Source organism: Dermacoccus nishinomiyaensis, assembly GCF_900447535.1.
In the GTDB taxonomy this organism is placed as follows: domain Bacteria; phylum Actinomycetota; class Actinomycetes; order Actinomycetales; family Dermatophilaceae; genus Dermacoccus; species Dermacoccus nishinomiyaensis.
This window is the reverse complement of record NZ_UFXX01000001.1, coordinates 2,094,220-2,120,590: the sequence shown is the minus strand read 5'-3', so window position 1 is coordinate 2,120,590 and position 26,371 is coordinate 2,094,220. Positions and strand designations below refer to the sequence as shown.

27 protein-coding genes are annotated in these 26,371 nt (G+C 68.3%); 19 read left to right on the top strand and 8 right to left on the bottom strand.

Features of this window, described 5'->3' with window-relative positions; translation table 11 throughout:
• Positions 1 to 23 precede the first annotated feature (23 nt).
• Complete coding sequence (locus tag DYE07_RS09890; protein WP_082740505.1) at positions 24 to 1,061, top strand: Type 1 glutamine amidotransferase-like domain-containing protein; 1,038 nt, start codon at positions 24 to 26, stop codon at positions 1,059 to 1,061.
• Positions 1,062 to 1,175: 114 nt separating this feature from the next.
• Here the strand turns inward: DYE07_RS09890 and DYE07_RS09885 are convergent, their stop codons facing one another.
• Entirely contained in the window at positions 1,176 to 2,036 is an 861-nt protein-coding gene (locus tag DYE07_RS09885) for an alpha/beta hydrolase family protein (RefSeq protein ID WP_115296888.1), read from the bottom strand.
• A 47-nt stretch (positions 2,037 to 2,083) separates the two neighbouring features.
• On the opposite strand from DYE07_RS09885, the gene DYE07_RS09880 reads away from it, so the two are divergent.
• The 8 genes from DYE07_RS09880 to DYE07_RS09845 all read left to right on the top strand — a co-directional run bounded on the left by DYE07_RS09880 (position 2,084) and on the right by DYE07_RS09845 (position 10,730).
• Positions 2,084 to 3,028 carry a histidine phosphatase family protein gene (locus DYE07_RS09880; RefSeq protein ID WP_115296887.1) on the top strand — a complete coding sequence of 315 codons (945 nt, stop codon included), beginning with the start codon at positions 2,084 to 2,086 and terminating at the stop codon, positions 3,026 to 3,028.
• Positions 3,029 to 3,051: 23 nt separating this feature from the next.
• Positions 3,052 to 3,558 carry an acyl-CoA thioesterase gene (locus tag DYE07_RS09875; RefSeq protein ID WP_006945484.1) on the top strand — a complete coding sequence of 169 codons (507 nt, stop codon included), beginning with the start codon at positions 3,052 to 3,054 and terminating at the stop codon, positions 3,556 to 3,558.
• Positions 3,559 to 3,820: 262 nt separating this feature from the next.
• Entirely contained in the window at positions 3,821 to 4,465 is a 645-nt protein-coding gene (locus DYE07_RS09870; RefSeq protein ID WP_202775028.1) for a DUF6803 family protein, read from the top strand.
• Between the two features lie 31 nt (positions 4,466 to 4,496).
• Positions 4,497 to 5,210 (top strand): winged helix-turn-helix domain-containing protein, encoded by a 714-nt coding sequence (locus tag DYE07_RS09865; RefSeq protein WP_006945505.1) that lies wholly within the window; start codon positions 4,497 to 4,499, stop codon positions 5,208 to 5,210.
• A 68-nt stretch (positions 5,211 to 5,278) separates the two neighbouring features.
• Complete coding sequence (locus DYE07_RS09860) at positions 5,279 to 6,316, top strand: sensor histidine kinase (RefSeq protein ID WP_237723807.1); 1,038 nt, start codon at positions 5,279 to 5,281, stop codon at positions 6,314 to 6,316.
• A 57-nt stretch (positions 6,317 to 6,373) separates the two neighbouring features.
• A complete protein-coding gene (locus tag DYE07_RS09855; protein WP_074046244.1) occupies positions 6,374 to 7,858 on the top strand; it encodes a multicopper oxidase family protein in 1,485 nt (494 codons plus the stop codon).
• Between the two features lie 186 nt (positions 7,859 to 8,044).
• A complete protein-coding gene (locus DYE07_RS09850; protein WP_115296885.1) occupies positions 8,045 to 8,359 on the top strand; it encodes a hypothetical protein in 315 nt (104 codons plus the stop codon).
• Between the two features lie 46 nt (positions 8,360 to 8,405).
• Positions 8,406 to 10,730, top strand: coding sequence for a copper-transporting P-type ATPase (locus DYE07_RS09845; protein WP_115296884.1), 2,325 nt, complete (start codon positions 8,406 to 8,408; stop codon positions 10,728 to 10,730).
• Between the two features lie 33 nt (positions 10,731 to 10,763).
• Here DYE07_RS09845 and istB read toward each other — a convergent pair whose 3' ends face one another.
• Both istB and istA read right to left on the bottom strand, forming a co-directional pair.
• Positions 10,764 to 11,570 carry an IS21-like element helper ATPase IstB gene (istB, locus tag DYE07_RS09840; RefSeq protein WP_115296883.1) on the bottom strand — a complete coding sequence of 269 codons (807 nt, stop codon included), beginning with the start codon at positions 11,568 to 11,570 and terminating at the stop codon, positions 10,764 to 10,766.
• Positions 11,567 to 13,237: an IS21 family transposase gene (gene istA / locus DYE07_RS09835; protein ID WP_115296882.1), complete on the bottom strand. Its 1,671-nt coding sequence runs from the start codon at positions 13,235 to 13,237 to the stop codon at positions 11,567 to 11,569. The genes istB and istA overlap by 4 nt, the downstream gene beginning before the upstream one ends.
• A 178-nt stretch (positions 13,238 to 13,415) precedes the next feature.
• On the opposite strand from istA, the gene DYE07_RS09830 reads away from it, so the two are divergent.
• The 3 genes from DYE07_RS09830 (at position 13,416) to DYE07_RS09820 (ending at position 15,160) form a co-directional block, all read left to right on the top strand.
• On the top strand, positions 13,416 to 13,691 hold the full coding sequence (locus DYE07_RS09830; RefSeq protein ID WP_136788869.1) for a hypothetical protein: 276 nt from the start codon (positions 13,416 to 13,418) through the stop codon (positions 13,689 to 13,691).
• 418 nt (positions 13,692 to 14,109) lie between these two features.
• Positions 14,110 to 14,598 carry a cation efflux transmembrane domain-containing protein gene (locus DYE07_RS15405; RefSeq protein ID WP_370447736.1) on the top strand — a complete coding sequence of 163 codons (489 nt, stop codon included), beginning with the start codon at positions 14,110 to 14,112 and terminating at the stop codon, positions 14,596 to 14,598.
• Positions 14,528 to 15,160, top strand: coding sequence for a cation diffusion facilitator family transporter (locus DYE07_RS09820; RefSeq protein ID WP_370447735.1), 633 nt, complete (start codon positions 14,528 to 14,530; stop codon positions 15,158 to 15,160). Before DYE07_RS15405 ends, DYE07_RS09820 begins: the two co-directional genes overlap by 71 nt.
• 122 nt (positions 15,161 to 15,282) lie before the next feature.
• Here the strand turns inward: DYE07_RS09820 and DYE07_RS09815 are convergent, their stop codons facing one another.
• The 3 genes from DYE07_RS09815 to DYE07_RS09805 are packed head-to-tail and all read right to left on the bottom strand — an operon-like array spanning position 15,283 to position 17,397.
• Positions 15,283 to 16,038: a ZIP family metal transporter gene (locus tag DYE07_RS09815; RefSeq protein WP_006945510.1), complete on the bottom strand. Its 756-nt coding sequence runs from the start codon at positions 16,036 to 16,038 to the stop codon at positions 15,283 to 15,285.
• 42 nt (positions 16,039 to 16,080) lie between these two features.
• Entirely contained in the window at positions 16,081 to 16,989 is a 909-nt protein-coding gene (locus DYE07_RS09810; RefSeq protein ID WP_006945553.1) for a cation diffusion facilitator family transporter, read from the bottom strand.
• A gap of 3 nt (positions 16,990 to 16,992) precedes the next feature.
• A complete protein-coding gene (locus DYE07_RS09805) occupies positions 16,993 to 17,397 on the bottom strand; it encodes an ArsR/SmtB family transcription factor (protein ID WP_231729517.1) in 405 nt (134 codons plus the stop codon).
• Positions 17,398 to 17,482: 85 nt separating this feature from the next.
• On the opposite strand from DYE07_RS09805, the gene DYE07_RS09800 reads away from it, so the two are divergent.
• From DYE07_RS09800 to DYE07_RS09760, 7 genes are all read left to right on the top strand, one after another.
• Positions 17,483 to 17,800, top strand: a complete 318-nt coding sequence (locus tag DYE07_RS09800; protein ID WP_040014676.1) for a TFIIB-type zinc ribbon-containing protein — start codon at positions 17,483 to 17,485, stop codon at positions 17,798 to 17,800.
• Positions 17,801 to 18,038: 238 nt separating this feature from the next.
• The gene (locus tag DYE07_RS09795) at positions 18,039 to 18,704 is read left to right on the top strand and encodes a thioredoxin-like domain-containing protein (RefSeq protein WP_006945497.1); all 666 of its coding nucleotides are present in this window, start codon (positions 18,039 to 18,041) and stop codon (positions 18,702 to 18,704) included.
• A gap of 13 nt (positions 18,705 to 18,717) precedes the next feature.
• Entirely contained in the window at positions 18,718 to 19,446 is a 729-nt protein-coding gene (locus tag DYE07_RS09790; protein WP_006945531.1) for a DUF305 domain-containing protein, read from the top strand.
• Positions 19,447 to 19,699: 253 nt separating this feature from the next.
• Positions 19,700 to 20,065 carry a DUF3817 domain-containing protein gene (locus DYE07_RS15170; protein ID WP_040014686.1) on the top strand — a complete coding sequence of 122 codons (366 nt, stop codon included), beginning with the start codon at positions 19,700 to 19,702 and terminating at the stop codon, positions 20,063 to 20,065.
• Positions 20,066 to 20,313: 248 nt separating this feature from the next.
• A complete protein-coding gene (locus DYE07_RS09780; RefSeq protein WP_006945486.1) occupies positions 20,314 to 21,714 on the top strand; it encodes a cytochrome ubiquinol oxidase subunit I in 1,401 nt (466 codons plus the stop codon).
• Positions 21,711 to 22,718, top strand: coding sequence for a cytochrome d ubiquinol oxidase subunit II (locus DYE07_RS09775; protein ID WP_006945483.1), 1,008 nt, complete (start codon positions 21,711 to 21,713; stop codon positions 22,716 to 22,718). The genes DYE07_RS09780 and DYE07_RS09775 overlap by 4 nt, the downstream gene beginning before the upstream one ends.
• 1,522 nt (positions 22,719 to 24,240) lie before the next feature.
• Positions 24,241 to 24,777, top strand: coding sequence for a DinB family protein (locus DYE07_RS09760; protein WP_006945548.1), 537 nt, complete (start codon positions 24,241 to 24,243; stop codon positions 24,775 to 24,777).
• Positions 24,778 to 24,829: 52 nt separating this feature from the next.
• Here DYE07_RS09760 and DYE07_RS09755 read toward each other — a convergent pair whose 3' ends face one another.
• Both DYE07_RS09755 and DYE07_RS09750 read right to left on the bottom strand, forming a co-directional pair.
• Positions 24,830 to 25,852, bottom strand: coding sequence for an aldo/keto reductase (locus tag DYE07_RS09755; RefSeq protein ID WP_006945543.1), 1,023 nt, complete (start codon positions 25,850 to 25,852; stop codon positions 24,830 to 24,832).
• A complete protein-coding gene (locus DYE07_RS09750) occupies positions 25,849 to 26,307 on the bottom strand; it encodes a MerR family transcriptional regulator (RefSeq protein WP_006945485.1) in 459 nt (152 codons plus the stop codon). Before DYE07_RS09750 ends, DYE07_RS09755 begins: the two co-directional genes overlap by 4 nt.
• Positions 26,308 to 26,371: the final 64 nt, after the last annotated feature.

Sequence of the window (26,371 nt, the reverse complement as noted above, 5' to 3'; positions counted from 1 at the left end):
ATCGCCTCGGCGACAATCGAGGGATGACGAACTTCACCGGCACGATCGTCACCCTCGGCGGCGGGGGTTTCTCTCAGGAGGGCGCCGTCACGCCGATCGACGAGCACATCCTCGAGCTGACGCGCGCCGAGCGTCCCTGCGTCTGCTTCGTCCCCACGGCCAGCGGCGACGACCTCGGCTACGCCGCGAAGTTCGAGCAAGCCTTCGCCGGGCGCACCGAGACGAGCGTCCTGTCGCTGTTCACCAAGTCCGCGAACGCCAACTGGACCTGCGACCCCCGCCACGTCCTCACCCAGGACGTCGTCTACGTCGGCGGTGGGTCGACGGCCAACCTGCTCGCGATCTGGCGCACGCACGGCCTGCCCGACCTCCTGCGCGAAGCCGCGGCGAACGGCACCGTCCTGGCCGGTATCAGCGCCGGCATGAACTGCTGGTTCGAGGCGTCGTCGACCGACTCGTTCGGCCCACTCGCACCCCTCGATGACGGCCTCGGCTTTCTCCCCGGCAGCGCGTGCCCCCACCTGTTCGGTGAACTGGGCCGCGCCGAGAAGTACCGGCGGTGGGTCGCTGACGGCGCCCTGCCCGACGGCCATGCCGCCGATGACGGCGTTGCGCTCGTCTGGCACCGCGACACCGAGTACGGCACCTCCACCTACGCCGTCACCGAGAAACCCGGTGGCGTGGCCTGGCGCGTCACGCGCGAACAGGGCGAGCCACACGTCATCCCGGCGCGCCTGCTGGGCTCGACGGTGGCACCCCGCATCAGCGAGATCCTCGACGCCGCAAACCTCCTCGGGCTCGCCGAGATCGGCGCGCCGTCGGACGAGTTCAACGCCGAGGCCGAGTACATCGCCTCGGGACTGCCTGCGTGCACGAGCCCGGACGACGTCCTCACCCTCGTCCACGCGACGTTCGTCCACTGCTTCGACAGCGATGGCGAGAGCGCCGCCGAACCAGAGACACCCTCCACCGCAGGCCCACGCGAGCAGTACGTCGACGTCGCTCGTCGGATCTGGAACCTGCACGCTTCGTCATCGACCGGACGCAATCGCAGTTTTTAGCTGCACGACTTCTGCGCATCTGCACGAGGAATGTGCCGCACATTCCACGTGCAGATGCACATGACTCGTGCAACTACCCCCGCCGCCAGGCGTCAACACCCATCACGCACCCCGTCACCGAGCCGCGATATTTTCTTCGACCCACGCAGCGATGACGGGCACGACGTCGGCGTTGCGGCGCACCCACTGGATGTGCCCGAGATCGTCCGGCGAGTGCCAGCGCGTCACGCGCGCCTTAGGCACCCAGCGCAGCATCTGCTCGAGCCCGCCGACGGGTGCGAACGAGTCGTTCGGCAGTGAGATCGCGAGCACCTGCCCGCCATAGGCCCCCAACGCCGCCTCGTAGTCGATCTGAGCCCCCGACGGACGCACGCGCCCGGTACGCGCCATCCGCGACCAGTCCTGCACGAGCACCCGCGATTGGCGCCCCCAGAACTTCAGCCGGTCGCCCGGCCAGTACCCGACGGCGCGCGCGACGGTCGCCATCAGCGCTGTCCCCGCGAAGGAGCGCACCCTGCCGGGCGCCCCGTACCCCCGCCAGTAGGGACTTGCCGACGCCGCGAGGATCACGCCGTCGACCGCGGCCGGCCCATCCGGGTGCAGCGCCGCCGCGAAGATCGACACGTGCCCGCCGAGGCTGTGCCCGAGCAGCACGACCGGGGCGTCGGGCCGAAGCTCGCGCACGTGCGTCACGACGCTCTCGTGCACCCCGGTCGCGAGCGCGTCGTAGCCGTACGTCGTCTCGCGCCCGATTCCGTCGCGCGTCTCCCGCCCCGGGTACTCGACGACGAGGCTCGCGAGCCCCGCCTCGGCGAGCGCCGGCGTCAGGTGCCGGTAGTACGACGCGGGCGCCCCGAACGCCGGTCGGATGACGAGGACGGGCGCCGCCGGGTCGTCGACGGGAATGAAGGTGACGTGGCTCGTGAGCCCGCTCGTGGTCGTGACGGTGGCCTCGAGGGCGGTCGTGGAATGCACGACGAAAGGCTACCCGCGGGTAGCACGTGGTGCGGCAAGATTGGTCCATGGAAACGCGTTCGGTCTGGCTCGTGCGCCACGGGCAGGCGTCCTTCGGCAAGTCCGACTACGACAACCTCTCCGAGACGGGCCACGAGCAGGCGTATCTGCTCGGCAAGCACTTCGCCGCGCACGGCGTCGCACCGAGCCTCATCGTCAGTGGTTCGATGAAGCGCCACCGTCAGACTCTCGCCGAGATCGCCGCGGGTGCCGGCTGGCATCTCGACGACGTCCCCGCCACCGAACTCACACACGTGACGACGCCCGCTCACCCCCGCGCGGACGAATCGGAGGCGCCGGCCACGCCGCCCGCCCCGGCGTCGAGCGACCGAGAAACAGACCGAGCGCAACACCTGGAGGGCACCCAGGACGCCGCCACACACGCGCCGAGAAAACCCTCCAGAGGCAAGCCCCCTCACCCGAAACCCGATGAACAGCCTGATGACGCCATCATCGCCGCGCATGCCCCGCGCGTCGTGGCGCGTGGTCTCGACGAGCGCTGGAACGAGCTCGATCATCGCGCGCTCCTGACGGCGTACAAACCGGCGTACAAGAACATGCTCGTGTTGAAGGCCGACATGGTGCGTACGTTGCGTCCGCGCATCGCGTTCGAGGAGACGTTCGAGAAGGCCGTCGATCGCTGGAGTGGCGGCCAGTACGACCACGAGTACCCGGAGAGCTTCGAGCAGTTCACCTCGCGCACGAACGAGGCGCTCGACGATCTCGTCGACGCCGCGCACGAGCACGTCGTCGTCGTGACGTCGGCCGGCCCGGTGTGCTGGACGGCGGCTCACCTCACCGCCGGCGGCAGCCTCGACGCGTGGAAGCACTTCACCCTCGCGGCGGTCAACACGGGCGTCACGCGCATCACGATCGATCGTCACGGCCCTCGGTTGCTGACGTTCAACGAGTTCACCCACCTCGAGGGCGCCGGGCTCGTCACGAACCGCTGAGATCCTGCGAGACAATGGCGGTCATGACCGCTCCCTCCGACACACAACTCGTCCTCAGCCAGATCATGGGCAACCAGCACACGAACCTGCTCGGCACCGTCCATGGTGGCAACATCATGAAGTTCGTCGACGACGCCGCGGGCGCCGTCTCGGCGCGCTTCGCGCAGGGCCCCGCCGTCACGGCCGCGATGGACGAGATGCTGTTCCTGGCCCCGGTGCGCGTCGGTGACGTGCTGACGGTGAAGACGCAGGTCAACTGGGCGGGTCGTTCGTCGATGGAGGTCGGCGCGCGCGTCGAGACGACACGGTGGGACGATCGCACGCCCCCGGTCCACGTCGCGACGGCGTTCCTCGTCATGGTCGGCGTCGACGAGTCGGGCAGGCCGCGTCAGGTGCCGACACTCGAACCGGTGACGGAGGAGGAGAAGCGCCGCTTCCGCGCCGCGCAGATCCGTCGCGAGCACCGCCTCGCGCAGCGCGCCGCCATCCGCGATCTCGGCGCGGGTGAGGCGTCCGTCGAGCGCGCATGACGCTGACGTTCGCCCAGCTCGCGCAGTTCTCCCTCGGCGCGGTGCTCATCATCCTGTGGCTCTGTCAACTTCGATTGGCCCCATGGTGACGGTCTGTTCTGGCCCCATGTCTACCCGGAGACCGGCTTGACCGAATCTTCACATTCCCTTGCCCGGGCCTCGATGTGGGGCTTCGAGGCTTGTGGCCACGACCTCGAACGAGAACTCCTCCCGTACAGTGCCGCTGTTTGCCCTGGGTGTCGGCACTCTCGCAGCTGCCGCCTTGGCCCTGATCGCCCCTGACTTGACCTCGGGGTCGGGCATGGAGGGGATGCCGATGACCCATTACATGGGACTGCTGGCCGTACGGCAGCCGTGGAACCTCCTGTTGTTCATGGCACTTCCGGTGGTGCTGGCCGAAACCCTTGCGATCACCGAGCTGGTGATGCTGCTGGCTCGTCGCGGTGATCGGCCGGCGCCGGGATGGGTGACGAAGGTGAGTCACTGGGCCGGGCTGCTGGCGGGTCCGGTGTGGGTGTTCATCGGCCAGCACCTGCTCATCACTGCCGTGGTTCCGCTGACGGTCCACGGCGGCTGGCGTGGCCCCGCGGACGTGATCGCTGTCCTTTCCTACCTGGCCGGTGGCCTGCCGCTACTGGTGATCAGCCTGCTGGAGGCCGGACTCTTGGGTCGCAGCGAGGCCGGGCGCCGTCGCCTGCACGTGGCGATGGTGGCCGTGTTCCTGGTGGTGGCCCACGTCGCGATGATCTTCGGCATGCTCGACCCTGCCGTCATGGGCTACACGCCGACGGCACCCGCCTCAACGCAGCACGACATGGTCAGCATGCCGGGCATGAACCACGACATGGGTGGCATGACGGGCATGGACCACTCGACGATGATGCCCAGTGCCGCACCGTCGAAGTGATCCCCGGCCGGGTTCGTGGTGAGGTGGTGTCATGAATAGCGCGTCTGCTGCGGTTGCGCCGAGTGTCCTGGTCGTCGACGACGAGCCGGTTCTGTCGGGCACGGTGAAGAACTACCTCGAGCGGGCCGGCATGTCGGCCCAGACCTGCGGCGACGGGCTGGTCGCGCTTGACCTTGTCCGGGCCACGGCCCCCGACGTGGTGGTGCTGGACCTGGGCCTGCCGGGCATGGACGGGGTGGAGGTGTGCCGCCAACTGCGCACCTTTAGCGACTGCTACGTGTTGATGCTCACGGCCCGCGCCGACGAGGTCGACAAGCTGATCGGGCTGTCGGTCGGCGCGGACGACTACATGACCAAACCGTTCAGCCCGCGCGAGCTGGTGGCCCGCATCCAAGTACTGTTGCGGCGCCCCCGCGCCGGCGGTGCGGGCACCACGGCCTCGGTCCTGCGCATCGGCGCCCTCACCGTGGACCAGTCGTCTCGTCGGGTGGAGCTCGACGCCTCACCGGTGGAGCTGACCCGTACCGAGTTCGACCTGCTGCAGGCCTTGGCCGAACACCCCGGCCGGGTGCTGAACCGCCGCCAGCTCACCGACGCCGTGTGGGGCGAGGACTGGGTCGGCGACGACCACTTGGTCGACGTGCACATCGCGCACTTGCGCAAGAAGCTCGGTGACGACCCCTCCCAGCCTCGGTTCGTGCAGACGGTGCGCGGCGTCGGCTACCGGATGGGCCGAGGGCAGTGATGCCGCCCAACCCGCGCGGCAATTGGGGACGCCGACTGCTGTGGACCCAGATGGCCGTGGTGGCGGCGATGGCCGCCACCATGGTGCTGACGGCCCTGCTGGTCGGCCCGGCATGGTTCCGAATGCACATGCACGAAGCCGGCCACGCCCAGCCCGACGTCGTCGAGCACGCGCAGCAGGCCTTCCACGACGCCGGCCTGGTGTCACTGGCCGTGGGTCTGGGCACCGCGATGCTCGCCGCCCTCGGGGTCGCCACCGTCCTCAACCGGAACCTGTCGCGGGGGGTCGAAGCCCTCGTGGACGGCGCCCAACAGGTCGCCGCCAGACACTACGACCAACCCGTCACGATGACCTCGGCCAGCCCCGAGCTGGCCCAGGTCGCCAACGCCTTCAACCACATGGCCAGCCAGATCGCCTCCACCGAGCAGACCCGACGACGCATGCTCACCGACCTGGGCCATGAGCTGCGCACCCCGCTGGCCGCCACCCAGGTCACCCTCGAAGGACTGCAGGACGGTGTGGTCGACTTCACCCCCGCAACCGTCGAGATCCTGCTGCGGCAGAACCAGCGGCTTGCCGCCCTGGCCGCCGACATCTCCGAGGTGTCGCGTGCCGAGGAAGGCCGCATCCCGCTGTCCCTGAGCCACCAGGACCTCGCGCAGGTCGTGACGGCCAGCGTCGCCGCAGCCCGCCACGCCTACGACGCCGCCGGGGTGACGCTGCACGCCCAGAGCGTCCTCGGCCTGCGCGTCGACGTGGACGCCGCCCGCATCGGGCAGGTCTTGGACAACCTGCTGCGCAACGCCCTGCAACACACGGTGGCCGGCAACCGGGTCGAGGTCACGATGGGACACGAGCACGACCGGGCCGTGGTCCGCGTCATCGACAACGGCGTCGGCATCCCCACCGAGGCCCTCACCCACGTCTTCGAACGCTTCTACCGTGTCCAGGACACCCGCACCCGCGATGTCGACGGCGGCACCGGTGTCGGCCTGGCGATCTCCCGCGCCATCGCCCGCGCCCACGGCGGCGACCTGACCGGCCACAGCGACGGCCCCGGCCACGGCGCGACCTTCGCGCTGGCACTGCCCACCGTGACTTCTTGACCAGATCTTGACCAACCCTTGCCGGGGGCTTTATCCGCGCCCGACAGGCTCGAGGACATGAACACACTTTCCCGCCGCCACGTCCTGTTCACCGGTCTCGGTCTGGCCGCGGCAGGGGCCTTGAGCGCCTGCGACGCCAAGAACACCCCGGCCGCAGCACCCGCCGCGCCGAACTCCCCGCTGACGATCCCAAGCCAGACCCCGCTGGTCGCCGCCCCCGGCACAAAGACCGTCAACCACGTCCTCACGCCCCGGCCGGTCACCCTCGACCTGGGCGGCGTCACGGCCAGGACCTGGGCCTACGACGAGACCCTCGACGCCCCCGTCCTGCGGACCCGCGCCGGTGACCTGCTGCAGGTGCGCGTCGACAACAAGCTGCCCACCAGCACCTCCGTCCACTGGCACGGCATCGCCCTGCGCAATGCCAGCGACGGTGTGCCCGGCGTCACCCAGCAACCCATCGAGGCCGGCAGCAGCTTCACCTACCAGTTCGTCGCCCCCGACCCGGGAACCTACTTCTTCCACCCCCACACCGGGGTGCAGATCGACCGCGGCCTGTACGAGCCGCTGGTCATCGACGACCCCGCCGAACCCGGCCGCTACGACCACGAATGGGTCGTCACCCTCGACGACTGGACCGACGGTGTCGGCACCTCTCCCGACGATATCCTCGCCGCGTTCAAGGCCCAGAACGGCACCGTGTCCAGCGGCATGAACCACGACATGGGCGGCATGGACCACGGCATGTCCCCCCTGGGCGACGCCGGCGACGTTACATACCCCCATTACCTCGTCAACGGCCGCGTCCCCGCCGCACCCCGAACCCTGACCGCCAAGCCCGGGCAGAAGGTGCGACTGCGCGTCATCAACGCCTCCTCCGACACCATCTTCAAGCTCGCCCTGCAGGGCCATCGACTCACCGTCACCCACACCGACGGTTTCCCCGTGACCGCCACCGAGGCCAGCGCCGTCTACCTCGCGATGGGAGAACGACTGGATGCGACCATCACGCTGGGCGACGGCGTGTTCGTGCTGCAGGCCGCGCCCGAGGGCAAGAAGGGCACCCCGGCCCGGGCCATCGTGCGCACCGGCTCCGGCAGCGTACCGACCCCGGACACCCGCGTCGCAGAACTCGACGGCAAGGCCCTGCTGACCACTCAGCTCAAGCCCGCCGACAGCGCACGACTGCGCGACCGCAAGCCCGACATCACCCTCGATGTGGCACTCAACGGCCAGATGAAGCCCTACGCGTGGGGCCTCAACGGCAAACGCTTCGGCGAGGACACCCCACTTGCCGTGAGCCGCGGCCAACGCGTGCGGCTGCGGATGACGAACATGACGATGATGGCCCACCCCATGCACATCCACGGCCACACCTGGGCCCTGCCCGGCAGCGCCGGGCTGCGCAAGGACACCGTCCTGATTCGCCCGATGGAGACCGTCGAGGCCGACCTGCAGGCCGACAACCCCGGCACCTGGATGCTGCACTGCCACAACATCTACCACGCAGAACTCGGCATGATGACGACCCTGCGCTACTGACATGCCCCGGCCGATGCCGGCCACTCAAGCCTGCACTGATGGTGCGGCTGCCCCCTGCGGCAACCGCACCATCACCGTCTGCAGGTCTTGACCAGACTTTCACCAAAGCTCGGGGGCGCATTGACCTCGCCCCGTCACCGTGGAAGTGGAAGGAAAACCCCTTCCCCGAGCAGACAGGGACACGCCATGTACACCAGCCCCGACCAGACCCCCCGCTCCTTCGGCGAGGACCCCCGCCAGCCCCTGACCGGCCCCATGACCGACGAGGACCCCAGCAGCACCACCCACCAGCACGGCGCGGCCCACCAGCACGGCAAGTCCCACCACTGGATGCACCTGCTGATGTGCGCCCCGATGCTGCTCGTGGTCGTCGGCTACCTGTGGGCCGGACGTGCCAGCCTCGCCGCCGGCGGTGTCGTGGCCGCCCTCGTGCCCGCCATCGGCTGCATGCTCATGATGTGGCTGATGATGCGCATGATGGATCACGGCTCCCAGCACTGACCACCGCCCCGCCATCCACCGGCAGTACCGTCTCGAGGAGCACCCCATGAACCACCCGACCGCCACCGCCACCCACGACCACACCACCCACTACACGTGCTCCATGCACCCCGAGGTGACCAGCGACCACCCGGGACGCTGCCCCAAGTGCGGGATGTTCCTGCAACCCGCCGGCGGCGGGGACGCGCCGGCCGCCCAGCACCACGACCACCCGACCGATCACCAGCACCCCATGGGCGAGCCGGCGGTGGTGGCCGGTGCGGTCGCTGCAGGGGACTGGACCTGCCCGATGCACCCCGAGGTCCGCAGCGATGGCCCCGGTGACTGCCCGATCTGTGGCATGGCGCTGGAGCGGGTCTTGGCCGGGCTCGACGAAGGCCCGAACCAGGAGCTCGTCGACATGCGTCGCCGGTTCCGGGTGGCGGCGGTGCTGAGCGTGCCGCTGGTGGCGATGGTGATGGTGCCCATGGTGCTGGGTCGTGCGCTGCCCGGCAGCGTCGCGCCGTGGCTCGAGCTCGCCCTGTCGACGCCAGTGGTGTGGTGGGCTGGGTGGCCGTTCTTCGTGCGCGGCGCGAAGTCGGTGGTCAGCCGTCACCTGAACATGTTCACCCTGGTGTCGTTGGGTGTCGGTGCCGCGTGGCTGTACAGCGTGGTCGCGGTGCTGGCGCCGGGGCTGTTCCCATCCGGGATGCGGGTGATGGACGGCCGGGTCGGCACCTACTTCGAGGCCGCGGCAGTCATCATCACCCTGGTGCTGCTCGGCCAGGTCCTCGAGCTGCGGGCCCGCGACCAGACCTCCGGCGCGATCCGCGCCCTACTCGACCTGTCACCGGCCACCGCGCACCGCATCGGGGCCGACGGCACCGAGACCGACGTGCCGGCCGCCGAGCTGCAGCTGGGCGATCGGTGCCGGGTGCGGCCGGGCGAGAAGGTGCCGGCCGACGGCACCGTGGTCGATGGTCACGCGTATGTGGACGAGTCGATGATCACCGGCGAGCCGGTACCGGTCGACAAGAGCCCCGGTGACCGGGTCATCGGCGGCACGATCACCCAGGGCGGCAGCCTGGTGGTGGAGGCCACTGGTCTGGGCGCTGACTCGACCCTGGCCCGGATCGTCGACCTGGTCTCCCAGGCGCAGCGGTCCCGCGCCCCGATCCAGGGACTGGTCGACAAGATCTCGGCGGTGTTCGTGCCGGTCGTGATCGCCGTCGCCCTGGCCACCTTCGGGTTGTGGCTGGCCATGGGCCCGCAGCCGCGGCTTCCGTTCGCGATCGTGGCCGCCGTCAGCGTGCTGATCATCGCCTGCCCGTGCGCGCTGGGCCTGGCCACGCCAATGTCGATCATGGTCGGGGTGGGGCGCGGCGCCAGCGAGGGCGTGCTGGTCAAGAACGCCGAGGCCCTCGAACGACTGCAGAAGGTCGACACCCTCGTCGTCGACAAGACCGGCACCCTCACCCAGGGCCGCCCCAGCCTGGTCGACCAGCAGGGCGTCGACGGACGTGACGACGCGCAGGCACTGCTGCTCGCCGCGGCTGTGGAGGCCGGCTCCGAACACCCGCTCGCCAGGGCCGTGGTCGATGCTGCCCGCCAGACGGGACGCACGGTGCCGGCAGCCAGCGCCTTCGCCGCCCACCCGGGTGGCGGTGTCAGCGCCACCGTCGACGGCCAGCGCGTGCTCGTCGGCAGCCCCGCCTTCCTGGGCAGCCAGCAGGTCGACACCCATGGCCTGGACGCCGTGGTGGAGGCCTACCGTCGTCGTGGTGCGACCGCGATCGTCGTGGCCGTCGACGGCCGGCCGGCCAGTGTGATGGCCATCGCTGACCCGCTCAAGGCGACCACCGCGCGGGCGATCGAGGACCTGCGTCGGCGCCGGATGAAGGTCGTCATGCTCACCGGCGACAATGCCACGACTGCCCGGGCCATCGCCGACGAGCTGCACATCGACCAGGTCGTCGCCGACGTCCTGCCCGACCAGAAGCACGGCCACGTGCAGGCACTGCAGGCCCAGGGCCACGCCGTCGCCATGGCCGGCGACGGCGTCAACGATGCCCCCGCCCTTGCCGCGGCCGATGTGGGTGTGGCCATGGGCACCGGCACCGACGTGGCCATCGAGAGCGCCGACGTGACCCTGCTCGGCGGCGACCTCGCTGCCCTGGTCAAGGCCCGCGACCTGTCGGTCGACACGATGCGCAACATCCGCCAGAACCTGGTCTTCGCGTTCGTGTACAACGTCGTCGGCATCCCGCTGGCCGCTGGCGCCCTCTACCCGGCCTTCGGCTGGCTCCTGTCGCCCGTCATCGCGGCAGCCGCCATGGCCCTCAGCTCGGTCAGCGTGATCACCAATTCCTTGCGGCTTCGTCGCCGCCGTTGACCCCAAGAGCCCAGCCGGTCGTTGTTCACCCCATCACAGATGCCGTGCGTGGGTGTGGGCGAGGCGGTAGGAGTTGGTGCCGGTTTCGATGATGGTGGCGTTGTAGGTGAGACGGTCGACGATCGCTGCGCACAGGCGGGGGTCGGTGAAGGTGTCGGTCCAGGCGGAGAAGGACTGGTTGGACGCGATCGCGATGGCGTTCTTCTCCTCCCGCTCGGTGAGGACCTGGAACAACAGCTCCGCCCCTCGCCGGTCGAGTTCCATGTAGCCGAGCTCATCAATCACGAGGAGGTCGACGCGGCCGTAGCGGTTGATGGTCTTGGTGAGTTGTTTCTCGTCGGCGGCTTCGACGAGCTCGTTCACGAGCCGGGTGGCGAGGGTGTAGCGGACGCGGTAGCCCTGTTCGGCGGCGGCGGTGCCGAGCGCGATGAGCAGGTGGGATTTGCCGGTGCCGGAGTCCCCGATCAGGCACAGGGGGTCACCACGCCGGATCCAGTCGCCGGTGGCGAGCTCGTTGATGGTGGCGGGGTTGATGTTGGGGTTCGCGGTGAAGTCGAAGTCGGCGAGCCATTTCTCGCGGGGGAAGCCGGCGCTCTTGATGCGACGGAGGGTGGAGCGGCGGTCGCGGTCGTCGACCTCGGCCAGGAGGAGTTCGGCGAGGAAGCCTTGGTAGGTGAGTTGTTCCTTTGTGGCGGCCGTCACGGCGTCGTCGACGACGGCGCGGATGGTGGGCAGCCGAAGCCGGCGGCAGGCCTGGTCGATCGCGGCCTGCGCGGCTTGTTCGGTCAGGCCCTGACGCCGGCGAAGGCTCGCGGGGCGGCTGGTGCTGGTGGTGGTCATGGGGTTCCTGTCTGGGTGTGATGGTGGACCTCGGCGGGGGCCGGGGTGGGGTTGGGTTGGCGTCGGCGCAGGAGTTCGTCGTAGGCGGTGACGGTGGGTAGGGGCCGGGTGTCTTCGGGCAGGTGCGCGATGACCTGGTGCGGGTTGGTGGGGCGTCGGGGTGGCAGGTTCACGACCGTCCCACCCCTGGCCGGGGCGGCCGGAGTTGCGGGTGTGTGGGTGGTGGCGTGGCGGCGGGCTTCGACGGCGACGACGTCGGGGCTGATCGCGCCCACCGACAGGGCCGAGGTGATGCCGGCGATCACCGCCTCGGACGGGAGGGATCGGTGGAGCAGGAGCACGTCGATCAACGCTTGGGTCCCGGCGACGTCGCCGCTGGTCTTGCGGGCCGCGGCCCAGAACGCGTCGTGGGCTGCGGTGAATGCTCCGGCGGCGCGGGCCTGCGCGAGGGCGGTGGAGCCGGGGAACGCGCCGGGCTTGTGGCGTAGGACTTCGAGGTAGTGGTCCAGCTCGACCCGGGTCACCCCACGGGTGCCGAGGCGTCGGTGGGTGGCCACTATGGTGCGGCCTTCGAAGACGACCACGCACGAGGCCCGCAGGCTGACGCGGACGCGTTGCCCGATCAGGTGTGCGGGGACGGAGTACTTGACCATGCGGACGGTGATCAGGGCGGAGCGATCGACGCGCGGGTGGAGGATCAGGCCAGGGTCAAAGTCCTCGGCCGGCAACGGCGCCAGGTGGTCGAGTTCGGCGTGGTAGTCCTGCCCGATCGTGTTCGCATGGCCGGTGATGCGGCGGGTGTTGTCATCGTGTTCCCAGGCACGGATCTTGTCGTTGAGTTCGTCCAGGCTGGGGACCTCGGGCATGGGGGTGAGGTGGTTGCGGCGGAACCAGCCGACCTCGCCCTCGACGCCACCTTTCTCGTGGGCGCCGTCGATGCCTGGCTGGCAGTAGAACGCGTCGAAGCCGTAGTGGGAGCGGAACAGCACCCAGCGTTCGTTCTCGTCGCGTAGCCGGTCGCCGCCGTGGATGACCTGCACGACGGCGGAGGTGAGGTTGTCGTAGCGGATGTGTCGGGTGGGGATGCCGCTCAGGGCGTGGAAGGCCTCGATGTGTCCCTCGAGGAAGGCTTCCTGCCCGCCGGTCGGGTAGACGCGGTGGATGGCCTTGCCGGAGTGGGACAGGCGGTAGACGAACATGTGGCACTTGGTCTTGACGCCGTCGAGGATGACGTAGACCTCGCCGAAGTCGACCTCGGCCTCCGCGCCGGGGGCATGGTCCTGCGGCACCATCGCCTCCACCCGGCGCCCGGCCTCCAGATCGATCTGCGCGCGCCTGACCCGCACGTAGTCCCGCACCGTGGAGTAGGACAGGTCGGTGGCGCCGTGCTCGTCGCGCAGCCGGGCCAGGATCCTGGTCGCGGTATGGCGCTGCTTGCGCGGCGCGGTCAGGTCATAGGTGAGCATCTCGTCGATCGCCGGCTTGTACGGATCCAGGCGCGGTGCCGTGCGGACCGGTTTCTTGCGGGGTGGGGGTTCGGCAGCGGCGAGGGCCTGGCGGACGGTGCGGCGGTGGACTCCGTGCTTGCGGGCGAGCTCGCGGATGGACAGGCCATCGACTCGCGCGTCGTAGCGGATGTCGGCGTACAGCTGCACTCGTGACCCCATCTTGGCTCCCTTGCCCTCGCGACTGGTTCCCAGTGATGGGGACCAGCGTGAAGGGGTGGGGCCAGTTCAGACCGTCAACACCCCGGCAAGTCGCACTCGGGGCCAGATCAGGCCGTCACAACGGGGCCAAACCAAGCTGTCACAACCACTCAGGCGGACCCGCCGACGCCAAGAGGTCTTGAGTGCTGCCGAAGCAGCCGCCCGGGAGCGCGCGCAGATGCAGCGCGAGATCGCCCGCCAGCTTCGCGGCTGGACCTGGCGGAAAGTCGTCGCCTACGCACTGGTGATCGTTGGCGCGCTCATCGTTATCAACCACACACTCATGCATATGGGGTTGGACTGGATGCCGATGTCGCAGGGCCGACAGGACCTTTTCGCAGGCTGGCCCCTGGGCGGTGTGCTCGTCCTTGCGGGGTTTGTCATCGGCGGCCAAACGCCGAGCGCGACGAAGTAGGCGTGCTCGCAACGCTGGCGGCACACAGCTACTACCTGCGTATGAATGCAGATAATCACCCATCATCCGAACTCCCCGTTGAGCAGGCGGAACTGGCTGCCGAAGTGTTCCGGATGCTCGCGGACGCAACTCGTGTGCGCCTGTTGTGGGCGATCCTCGATGACGAGTTGGCCGTCAACGATCTGGGGAGCTCCGTGGCAACGCCCGCCCCTTCTATCGCAGCACCTCGCCAAGCTACAGATGGCCCGACTGGTGCGAACTCGGCGCGACGGGACGCATGTCTTCTACCGAGTCGAGAACGACCACGTCGCGCGGCTGGTCAGAGACGCGGTCTTCAACGCTGAGCATGCCGGCCTGACTTGCCGCGGCATCACCAAGACGAGGTGACGCCACTGCCGCCGTCTCGACGAGGCGAGCAGTGAGCCTCCAGGATCCCGGCCACGGGCAGGGGCGCGACGACGTTCACCAGCACGAACACGATTTCGGCCGAGACGGCCGACCTACTTTGCGAGACCGTTTGCCCCACGTGCCGCGCCCGCACTCTCACGACGCCGCAGACTCCCTTGATGCCGCGTTGGAGTCCAGTTCGCAGGGCAACCGTGCGGTCAAGATCAGTCTGGTCTCGCTCGGCCTGACCTCGCTGGCGCAGCTTGCGGTGGTGGTGATCTCGGGCCCGGTGGCACTGCTGGCGGATACCACCCACAACTTCTCCGACGATCTGACCGCGCTGCCGCTCTGGCTGGCCTTCGCCATCGGCCGTCGCGCACCGACACCCGCCGCTACACCTACGGCTACGGCCGAGCCGAGGACCTGGGGCGGGACTCTGCGTCGTGGCCATGATCGCTCTGTCCGCCGTGGTGGCCGGCTACGAATCGATCGGGCGGCTGATCAATCCGAGACCCGTTGACCATCTCGGCTGGGTCGCTCTCGCCGGGCTGGTCGGCTTCTTCGGCAACGAGGCGGTTGCGATCGTCCGGATCCGTGTCGGTCGGCAGATCGGATCGGCAGCCCTGGTCGCCGATGGCCTGCACGCACGCACCGACGGCTTCACCTCACTCGCGGTCGTGATCGGCGCCGCGGGCGTCGACGCGGGTTGGGAAGCCGCCGACCCCATCGTCGGCCTTCTCATCACCCTGGCCATCCTGGCCGTCCTGCGGACCGCGACGCGGGTCATCTTCCGCCGCCTTATGGACGCCGGCGACCCCGCCATGGTTGACGCCGCCGAGGACAGCTTGAAGGCGATCCCAGGCGTTGTTGCCGTGCGACGGGTCAGAATGCGCTGGATCGGCCACGAGATCCACGCCGACGCCGACCTCGACATCGAAAGCAACACCTCACCCGCTGAAGCCCACCAACTCGCCCACTCCGCCGAGCACGCATTGACCGACGCCGTGCCGAAGCTCGCCAGCGCCGTCGTCCAGGCGTACCCGACAGGACACTATGAATCCGGTGCCGGTCATCTCCGATAACGTCGCCATCCTCACAGACCGAGGCAGTCGAGCCTCCTGTCATTCAGCGAGGTCTCAACGGCGGTTGATGCCTCCACGCCGGTGGCACTGGCAGCCGTTGCGCGAACGAACCCTCGGGTCGGTCAGCCTCCGAGTTCAGCCAGAACGTAGATAGCAAGGAAGCCAGCGAAGAACATGGCGCCGAGAAGTGCGGTCTCGGCCTCTTCGTGCGCCTCGACCAGGAGTTCCTCCACGGCCAGGTACAACAACGCTGCCGCTCCGAACGCCAACACGAAGGCCAGGACGGCGGGTCCGACGCCGCTCAGGATTGCGGCGGCGGCGATGGCGCCGACCGCGGTGCTCATACCGAGGGCGGTGCAAATAAGTGCGGCTCGGCGAGCGGAGAGGCCCCGGTCGTTCAGTTCGGCGGCCAGCGAGAGGGACAGGAAGAGGATCTCGAGGGTGAGTGCGATGGTCAAGATGAGTGCTTGGGTGGATCCGAGCTGCGCGCCGAGACCGACAAGCACGCCATCGACGAGCAGGTCGATCGCCGCTGTCACCAGGAGCCCTATTGGGACGGTGGCTGCGACGCGATCGCCTGTGGAGGTTCTGGGTGTGGATTCCTGCTTGCCGTCGAGGCGACGTCCGTAGGCGGCGAGGGAGAGTACGAGTACGACGCCGGCGGTGAAGCCGGCGGCGACCCAGCCCAGATTGCCCTCGTGTCGTAGGTCGGGCAGCAGCTCCCCGGCCAGTGCGGCGATGACAACGCCGGCGGCGAAGTGCTGAATGCCGCTGACCAGCCGGGAGCCCGGGCGTCGTACCGCGGCGACGGTGGAGCCGATGGCTCCCGCGGCGACGGGAAAGCTGACCAGGAGCGCTGCCTGTCCGACGGCGTTCATCGAGGACCTTTCCGGGTTCTGCGTTCTCGGCAGCTATGGAGGTCAGATGGGGTTGACATGTTCTTCGTGGCTGGCTGGTTCGCACTGGATGGTGGCATGGGTGACGTGGTACTCCTCGGCGAGCAACGCGGTGACCCGGTCGAGGACGGCGTGTAGCTCGGCGTCGTCGGCCAGCACCACGTGCCCGGTGGCGGTGTCCAGTCCGGAGGTGACGGTCCAGATGTGCAAGTCGTGCACGTCCGCGACGCCCGGCAGCGCCCTGATCCGGGCCTCGACCTCGCCCACGTCGAGTCCGGGCGGGGCGACCTCCATCAAGATTCTCAAGGCTTGCGCGATGAGTTTCCATGTCCGGGGGAGGATGAACAAGCCGATCGCGGCCCCGATCAGGGGGTCCGCGTAGCGCCAGCCGGTGGTGAAGATGATGATGGCGGCGACGATGACACCCACCGAGCCGAGCATGTCGGAGAACACCTCGAGGTAGGCGCCCTTGACGTTGAGGGATTCCTTAGCCCCGGCCATCAACAGCCGAAAGCTGATCAGGTTGACGATCAGACCCACCACTGCCACGGCCAGCATCGGCAGCCCTGGGACGTCGGGTGGGGAGGAGAATCTTTGCCAGGCTTCGTACAGCACGTACCCGGCCACTCCGAACAGCAGCACCCCGTTGGTCAGGGCAGCGAGGACCTCGAGTCGGTAGGTGCCGAAGGTGCGCTGCGGGTTCCCGGAGGCTTGGGCCAGGGTGATCGCGGCCAACGCCATCCCCAGGCCGAGGACGTCGGTGCCCATGTGTGCGGCATCCGACAGCAGAGCCAGGGAGCCGGTGGTCAAGCCCACGGTGAGTTCGACGAGCATGTAGGCCGCGGTCAGGCCGAAGGCGATCAGTAGGGGTGTGCGGTGTCGGGCCCCGGCGGTGGCTGCGCTGGCGTGGCTGTGGCCGTGGTCGTGTCCCATCCCTCAGACCCCCGGGGTGCCGTGGACGGCGTGGTCGAGGTGCTCACGCGTGACGTCGAGGAGAAGGCGTACGTGACTATCCGCGAGGCGGTAGCGGACCATCCGGCCGTCGCGGCGATTGGTGACGACGCCTGCAGTGCGGAGCAGTCGCAGTCCGTGGGACAGCGCGGAGGGGGACATGTCGACCATCTCTGCCAGGTCGCACACGCAGGTCTCGCCTGCCTCCAGCAACGCGAACAGCACCCGCACCCTGCCTGGATCGGATAGCAGCGCGAACGCGTCCGCGATCCGGCTCGACTCCGCTGGGGTGACCAGAAGAGGCCTCGTGGCCTCCACTCGGCCTTCGTCGACTTGGGTCGAGGTGCAGGCATCGAGGCCCACCACCTGGGCATCTTGGGATCGGGTCACGGGAACTCCTGAACAGTTGAACGAGTTGTCATATGTACAGTAGTCGACGTTGGATCCGACCGACCCCCACAAGGAGTCTGAAGCAATGACAACCGAGCTGACCTGCCCCAAATGTCACGGCGCGATGCGTAGTTACGAGCGCAACGGCATTCAGATCGACCAGTGCACCGAGTGTCGCGGTGTCTTCCTCGACCGCGGTGAGCTGGAGCAGCTGATCGATGCCGAGGCGGCCTACACCCAGGCCGCCCAGCAGGGCCGCGGCGCCCCGGTCCCCGGGCCGCCCGCCCAGGCGAACCAGCCTCCGGGTTACGGCTGGGACCAAGGCGGACACCATGGCAAGCCCCAGTACGGCGGACACCACGGCAAGCGGAAGAAGGGCTTCCTCGGCGAGCTCTTCGACTGACGCGCCGCGAGGACCGCGCCGCGCGGCGTTGACCCGCTGCGGGCCCGACCCCGATATCGTCGGGCAAGGCGAGCGTCGCAATCGCCGCGGTGCGGGCAGGCGCCCTCGGCCGACCTCCCATCGGGTGCCTGTGGCTCCCGTCGCAAGCGCCCGGCAGCCGTCAGGTCAGCCACCGAAACAGTTCCCACCTGCAACCGGCACGGGCCAGGGGACAGAACAACGAAAGGCAAGACAGCAGATGTCTTCGAAGGGTCGCAAGGACCACACACAGCGGGCCGCGCGGGTCCAGCAACTGCGGCGTGAGCAGAAGCGCAAGGAGCGTCGGCGTGCTCTGCTGATCTACTCCGTCACCGCAGCCGCGGTGCTGCTCATCGTCGGCGGCGTCGCCGTCAGCCTGATCCGCACCGAGGCGAACAAGCCCGACCTGGCGGCCGTGAAGAGCTACAAGGTCACCCCCGAGCACGTGCAGACCCCGGTTACGTATGCGCAGACTCCGCCCGCGGGCGGAAAGCACAACCCCATCTGGCTCAACTGCGCCACCTATCCCACCCCGGTGCCCAACGAGAACGCGGTGCACTCGATGGAGCACGGAGCCGTCTGGGTCACGTATCGACCCGATCTGCCGGCCGCTCAGGTCGCGACTCTGAAGGCCGCGATCCCGAGCACCTACGCGGTGCTCTCGCCGTTTCCCGGGCTGAAGGCTCCGGTCGTCGCCTCGGCGTGGGGTAAACAGCTCTCCCTCGACGGTGCGGACGATCCCCGTCTCGCGGCCTTCATCCGGGAGTACCGGCAGGGTGCTCAAGCGCCCGAGAGCGGCGCCGCGTGCACCGGCGGCTCCGACGGCACCCTGCCACTGAACGCCGGCGGCGGTATGCCCGCACCATCCCCGACCACGCAGCCCTGATCGGGGGATCTCGATGACCAAAGAACCGTCTCTGCCAGAGGATCTTGCGGAGTACGCCGAAGTTGCCGCTCGCCCCCGCCCCGACCGACACCGTCCTTGGTTGCCGGTGGTGGCGGTGCTGCTGGTAGTCGGCTTGGTGGTGGCCGGCGGGGTCGGGTACCTCGTGGGCCGTCCTGCCTCGCCACCGGCCGATGACAGTCCCGAGGCTGGATTTGCCCGGGACATGCAGGTCCACCACGCCCAGGCCGTTGAGATGTCCCTGATCGTGCGGGAGAAGAGCGCTGACCCGGGCCTGCGGGCGATGGCCTACGACGTGATCACCAGCCAGCAGCAGCAGATCGGCCAGATGTACGCCTGGCTGGACGGCTGGGGACTCCCGCAGACCTCCCCCCGTACGTCGATGGCGTGGATGTCGGGGATGGATCATGCCGGGATGGCTGGCATGCCGTCCGGATCCGGCTCGATGACGATGTTGCCGGACGGTCGGATGCCCGGGATGGCATCGGCCGCGGATCTGGCGCGGCTGAAAGCTGCGAGCGGTCGGGCCGCCGAGGTCCTATGGCTGCAGCTGATGATCCCGCATCACCAGGCCGGGGTAATGATGGCCGAGGCAGTGATCCAGAAATCCGATGATCCCCAGGTAGTCAAGCTGGCCAATGCCATCCGCACCGCCCAGCTCGCCGAGATCGACCAGATGCGCCAGATGCTCAAGGAACGCGACGGGGTCGAGAGGAGCTCGTGAAACCGGCGCTCCAACTGCTGGCCGCCGACGCGCTCGCCACCATCCACCTCACGGGGGCCGCACCGCCCGCAAAGCACACGCCGAGCTGGAATCGTCAGACCCGCCGGCCCGCGACGTACACACGCGGGTGCCGGCCCGGGTTGTGCTGCGGGTCGAAGGCCCGATCTCGCCGATCATTCCATCTGGTGGCTTTCGACGTTGGTTCGACGGATGCAAAGTCTGGTTGACTTTCGGCTCCTCCTACACTGCCCGAGTGTCCCCTCGAACCTACGCGCAGTTGTTCCGGATCGTCGCCACGGCCGAGGCCATCTCGTGGGCGGGTCTGCTGACCGGCATGTACTTCAAGTACCTCACGGATGCGGGGGACCTCGGGGTACGGATCTTCGGACCCATCCACGGCGGCATCTTCGTCGCGTATGTGCTGATCACATTCCTGGTCTCACGCGCGCTCGGATGGGGTCGTTGGACCACCCTGGTGGGGCTGGCGTGTTCGGTGCCGCCCTTCGCCACACTGGCGTTCGAGGTGTGGGCGCAACGAAGTGGCCAGCTTATGACGCCCACGACTGGTTCCCCCGACGAGCCCCTCCCCCGCCGAGCGACTACCGGCGGTCGCGTCTGAGCCACGGGCACGCGGGTTCGGCGACCTGATCGTTGCCGGAGCACGATCAGGCAGCAGCCCACCAGCCCTGTGCTCGAGGGCGGCCGGCACCTGAACGGCGAGCCGAGGTAGCCGGTGACGAGCGCATCTACTCGAACGACTGAGCGCGCCCGGGGCTGCGCTTGAGGAGCATTCTAGACTTGTGAAACATTTCACAAGTAGCGCTATGGGTGACCGGTTCGCGGCTGTGCGCACGTACCGTCGGGACCGTGGTCACCCGCGACGCGCTGCTCCAGGTACTTACTGCCGACCCTGCCGGGTTGCTGCCGGCGCGCGAGCAGATGGCGATGACCTTGGGATGGCACATCATCCTGGCCTGCTTCGGGGTGGCGTTCCCCGCGATGATCCTGGTGATGCACTCGCGGGGGATCCGCCGCGACGACCAGGTGGCACTGGGCCTGGCGCAGCGCTGGTCGAAGGTAGCGGCGGTCTTGTTTGCCATCGGTGCGGTCTCCGGCACCGTGTTGAGTTTCGAGATGGGGCTGCTGTGGCCCGGTCTGATGGGTCGCTTCGGCGACGTGTTGGGGTTGCCGTTCGCCGTCGAGGGGCTGGCCTTCTTCGTTGAGGCGATCTTTCTCGGCATCTACCTCTACGGCTGGGGCCGGATGCCCCCGAATCGGCACGTTCTGATGTTGATTCCGATGGCCATCTCGGGGGTCGTCGGCACGTTCAGCGTGATCGCGGTCAATGCCTGGATGAACAACCCCACGGGTTTCCGGATGGTCAACGGTGAAGTCACCGACGTCCAGCCGTGGCGTGCGTTCTTCAACGACGGGGTCTGGGGCCAGTTCGCGCATATGTGGGTGGGCGCGTTCATGGTCGTGGGCTTCCTGGTCTCGGGTGTGTACGCGGTGGGCATGCTCCGCGGCCGCGTCGATGCGCACCACCGGCTCGGGTTCAGCGTCCCGTTCGTCTTCGCTAGCGCGGCAGCGCTGGTGCAGCCCTTCATCGGGCACCTGCTGGGGCTACGGCTCGGTGGCACCCAACCCTCGAAGCTGGCGGCGTTCGAGCTCGCGACCACGACCGAGAGCCCGTCCCCTTTGCGTCTGGGCGGTGTCCTGGTCGATGGTCAGGTCCGGGGGGCGATCGACATCCCGCTGCTCGGATCGATCATCTCTCGCAACTCTTTCACCACCCCGGTCCAGGGCCTGGATACGATCCCGGTCGCAGACCAGCCGCCGGTGAACATTGCCCACTTGGCTTTTCAGTCGATGGTCGGGATCGGCACCCTGCTGGCGCTGGCCGTGGTGCTGTTCTGGTGGACTCGCTGGCGCGATCGTGACCTGCTCGAGAACCGCTGGTTCCTGCGGTTCTCCGCGGCGGCGGGTCCGCTCGCGATCATCGCTCTGGAGGCCGGGTGGATCGCGACGGAGGTGGGTCGGCAGCCGTGGACGGTGTTCGGCGTGCTGCGCACCACCGAGGCGGCGGGCAGCAACTCCGGATTGTGGTGGCTGTTCGGGGTCACGTTCCTGGTGTACGCCGCCATGACGGTGGGCGCCTACGTCGTGCTCCGGTCGATGGCGCGCCGCTGGCGCTCGGGTGAGCTGGACCTGCCCAGCCCCTACGGACCGCAAGCGCGACTCTCCGACACTCAGAGAACCGACCGATGACCCTCGCGCTGGCCGCTGCCGCCGCGCTCTTCGTGGGCGTGCTGGCCTACTCGCTGTTCGGCGGCGCCGACTTCGGCTCCGGATTCTTCGACCTGACCGCGGGTGGCTCCGCGTCGGGAGCCGAGCTGCGCACCCTCATCGACCACAGCATCGGGCCGGTATGGGAGGCGAACCACGTGTGGCTGATCTTCTGCCTGGTGACCTGGTGGACTGCGTTCCCAGTCTCGTTCGCGGCCATGATGAGCACCCTGATCATCCCGCTGCTGCTGGCATTGCTCGGGATCGTCCTGCGCGGAGCCTCGTTCGCCTTCCGCAAGTACGCCGCCACCCTCGCCCAGGCACGGCTGTTCGGCGCGTTCTTCGCTGCCTCCTCGCTGATCACACCGTTCTTCTTCGGTTGTGTCGCGGGGGCGATCGCGTCGGGCCGGGTGCCGGCGACCGGACGCGGCCCGCTGATCGACTCCTGGGTCAACCCCACCTCGATCTTCGGGGGCCTCATCGCGGTCGGCACCTGCACCTTCCTGGCCGGGGTGTTCCTCGTGGCCGACGCCGCCCGCGCCAGTGCATTCGTGCTCACGGCACAGCTACGGATCCGGTCCCTGGCCGTGGGCGTCACGACCGGGCTGATCGTGTTCGTCGCTCTGGTGCCCATCAAGCACGACGCCCCGACTCTCTACGCCGGTCTGACCGGGAAGGCGGCACCCCTGATCGGCATCTCGGCCGTGGCGGGTCTCGCCACACTGGTGCTCCTGGTCGCGCGCCGCTTCCCGGCGGCGCGCCTCACCGCGGTGCTTGCCGGCGCGGCGGTGGTACTCGGCTGGGGCATAGCCCAGTACCCCTGGCTACTCGTCGACCAAGTCAGCATTGCCGATGCCGCCGGGTCACCAGCCACACTCGCCGCACTGCTCGGCGTCGTCGTCCTAGCCGCGATCATCGTCGTCCCCGCGATGGCGTACCTGTACTCACTCACACAGTCCGAGCCGTGGACGAAGTCAGAATCCTGATTCACCGTAGGACATGACTCGTCAGAGCCAGTCGAGTGGTCGCCCGGGCGAGGTCCCGCGGCGCGGCGGAGACCGTTGAATACGGAGGCCAGGTTCTCAGTGACGGCGATAGCGGCGCAGTTGCTCCTTCGTCACGAGCCTCAAATGACCCCACCGACCTCGTCGAGTGAAGGCAACCTCGCTCCGTACAGGCTTCCAGTTCCAAGGCAGCACCCACCTCAGCTTCGCGTGGACCAGGTTCACAAGGCACTTCATGCGCTGGGTCGAGCCTGCGAGACGCCAATGCTCAGTCGGAAGTCTGAATAGATTCGGTTGCCGCTCGATGTTATCGAAAGGTTTGCCGCTGACTACCCCAGCGGTGGCTTCAAGATGGACGACGAGCCAGGGTCCACCCTGGCCCTCATGGTGGTGGTCTGGCACGAGCTCAGGCCGTGCGCCCCGGCGAACGTGCCTGAGATCGAAAGACTATTGCCCGCGAAGTATCGCGGGGGCTAGGACGACCACCTTTCGCTCCAGGGCCCACGCCCCCGCTGCACGGTGAAGCGTCCTTCATAAGACGACGATGTCCCTGTCGCGACTAATTGGAGAATCGGTAGGTCAAGATCCATTGGTTGCCGCCGCCCTGAGGCGACCGAGGGGCTGGGCACAGGAACCCGGTCGAGACGATGGCCGGATGCCTTTAGGGCTACGACCGTCCTTGAAGGCATCGAGACCGCTGCGGGCTTGACAGCTCTGCGGGAAGTGGCCTTCATTCGCGCTAAGGATACCTCCTCGTAAAGCCCAAACTCTGGTCCCCGCGAATGACCAAGGTCGACGACCGCGGATCCGCCCGGACTGAATCGCCCCGGGGCACACCAGAGCCTCTACTGGCTATGTCAACTTCATCCGGCCCCGGGATGACGGCCCCACGTGGCCCCATCTGGCGCTAGATCAGCGGTAGCGCAGGGCGCTCGGGAATGCGCTCTGGGAGGCTGGTGATCATGAGTGCTGAACCGTCTCTTGTGCCCGAACTGGCCGTGACCGACTGCAGCGTGTCCGTCCGGTTCTGGTGTGACCTGCTGGGCTTCGCCGTGCTTTACCGCAGGCCGAGGAGGGCTTCGCCTACCTCGCGCTCTCGGCGGCGCTCACCTCATGCTCGACCAGGCCGACATCGGCAGGACGTGGCGAACGGCGCCCTTCGACCTTCCCTTGGGGCGCGGGATCAACTTCCAGATCTCCGTGCCCGATGTTGCCGTGCAACTCAGGCAGCTCCGTGAGGCGGCCTGGCCCTTGTTCATGGAGCCGGAAGTGAAGTGGTACCGCCTCAGTCCGAGCGAGTAGGCGGGTGTTCGCCAGTTCCTCGTGCAGGACCCCGACGGCTACCTGGTGCGCCTCCAGATGTCGTTGGGACACCGAATGTTGGAGCAGTGACCCAACGCGGCAGGAGAGCGTGTCGGCCGGGCGCATTATGCCAGCTGACGGGCTGAGCGCCTGGGCCCTTGAGCGCGGGCCTCTCTCGGCTTCGTTCGGTAGGCTCCTGGCTGTGACGACGCCCTTGCCCGACATCGCCCCCGCGAGTGACGAACGATCAACCCTGACGTCATTCCTCGACTTCCAGCGCAGTGTCGCGCGCCGTAAGACTGAGGGCTTGGACGACCAGCAGCTGCGCACCCGCTTGGCCGGGCATCCATCGATGATGAGCATCGGCGCGATCATCAAGCACCTGGCCAGCTGCGAGACATGGTGGGCCCGCGGCTGTTTCGCCGGGCAGGATGTCGGGGAGCTGGACGAGCCGTGGCGCTCGGGCTGGCAGCAGGCTGAGGGTGACTGGGAGTGGGAAGCGGACGCCGACTCGGGCAAAGACCTGCGTGCGTGGTTCGACAAGGCCATCGCTAACGCGAACAGCACCTACTCGGCTGCCCCGACACTAGATGAGCTCAGCGTCCGGGCCTGGGGGGCGCCCACCCCGGCGCACGTCAACCTGCGTTGGATTCTCGTTCACCTCATCGAGGAGTACGCCCGCCACCTGGGCCACCTCGATCTCCTGCGCGAACAGATCGACGGCAACACCGGAGACTGAATGGCGAGATGAGGTCAGTGATCTCGTCGCGGCAGAAGCGGATGTTGGCGCGTCACTGCTCCCGTCCGGAGCTGATCCAGCGGGGATCGTCGGAGATGTTGCGATCACCGTGCACGGTGCGTGCGATGTGGTCCAGGAGGTCCATCTGGGTCGGCGTGAGGTCGATGTCTGCACTGCCGAGGTTCTCGATCATGCGGGATGCCGTGCGTGAACCTGGGATCGGGACGCAGGCGACTCGGAACTGCTCTGCCTTCTGCAGCAGCCACGCCAGGGAGATCTGGGCGTTGGTGGCTCCGATCTCGGCGGCAACGCGGGTGACGATCGCGAGAGCCTGCTGGTTGGCATCCCACCCGGCCCCCATGCGTTCGGTGCGGCCGCGGAGGTCGGTCGCGATCTGCGCGGGGGTGAGGGTGCCGGTGAGGAAGCCTCGTCCCAAGGGGCTGTAGGGCACGAATCCGATCCCGAGTTCCGCGCAGGCCGGGACCACGTGAGCCTCGACATCACGCGACCACAGGCTCCATTCGGACTGGACGGCCGTGATCGCGGCCGTCGCGTGGGCTCGACGCAGTTCGTCCGCGGTGACCTCTGACAGGCCGAGGTGACGTACCTTGCCCTGGGTCACGAGCTGCGCCATGGCGCCCACGGTCTCCTCGATGGGGATGTCGGGGTCGGTGCGGTGCAGGTAGTACAGGTCGATGGTCTCGACGTCGAGGCGGCGCAGCGACGCGTCGCAGGCTTGGGACACGTACTCGGGACGTCCGTCGGTGGACTTCTGCCCTCGGTGGTCCTCACCAAGGGTGATGCCGGTGATGCCGAACTTTGTGGCCAGCTGCACTCCGTCGCGGCGGCGGGCGAGCAGGGGTGCGAGCATCTCCTCGTTCGTCCCGGCTGGGCCGCTGCTGCCGGCACGGGGCTCCCCGTAGACGTCGGCCGTGTCCAGGAACGTGATGCCCGCGTCTATCGACTCGTCGAGGGTCCGGCGGGCCTGGGCGTCGGTGGTGCCGCCGTAGATGTGACTCAGGGCCATGCAGCCGAACCCGATCGGGGACGCGGTGAGGGTGCCGAGGGTGGTCATGGTGTCGGGCCTTCCTGGTAGGTGGCGATCTTGTATTCGGTCGCCGCGAGGGCCAGTTGGAGTTGGCCGATCTGGCGGCGCAGGGTGTCGCGGTGTTCGAGCATGAGGTCGAGTCGTTGGGGGATGGTCTGTCGTCCCGCGTCGACCAGGTTCAGGTACTCCTTGAGGTCGGCGATCGTCATTCCTGCGGTGCGCATGCGCGTGATGAACATCAGGCGGCGGATGGCGGGTGAGTCGTAGCGGCGGTGCCCGACGTCGTCTCTGGCGACGGCGACCATGCCAATGCGTTCGTAGTAGCGCAGCGTGTGGACGGTGACGTCCAGGTGGTCGGCTGCTTCGGCGATGTCCCACCACGTCGTGGGGTCGTCGCGAACGAGATCTTTCAGTGCCTCGACCGAGATCCCGCCGGGTGGGTCGGTGGCGAGGCGGAGGGCCTGTTCCAGCTCGAGGTTCATGTCGGTGACGCTACGGCTTCGAGCGCGCTCGAACGCAACACCCGCTTGCGGAGACCTCCGGTGC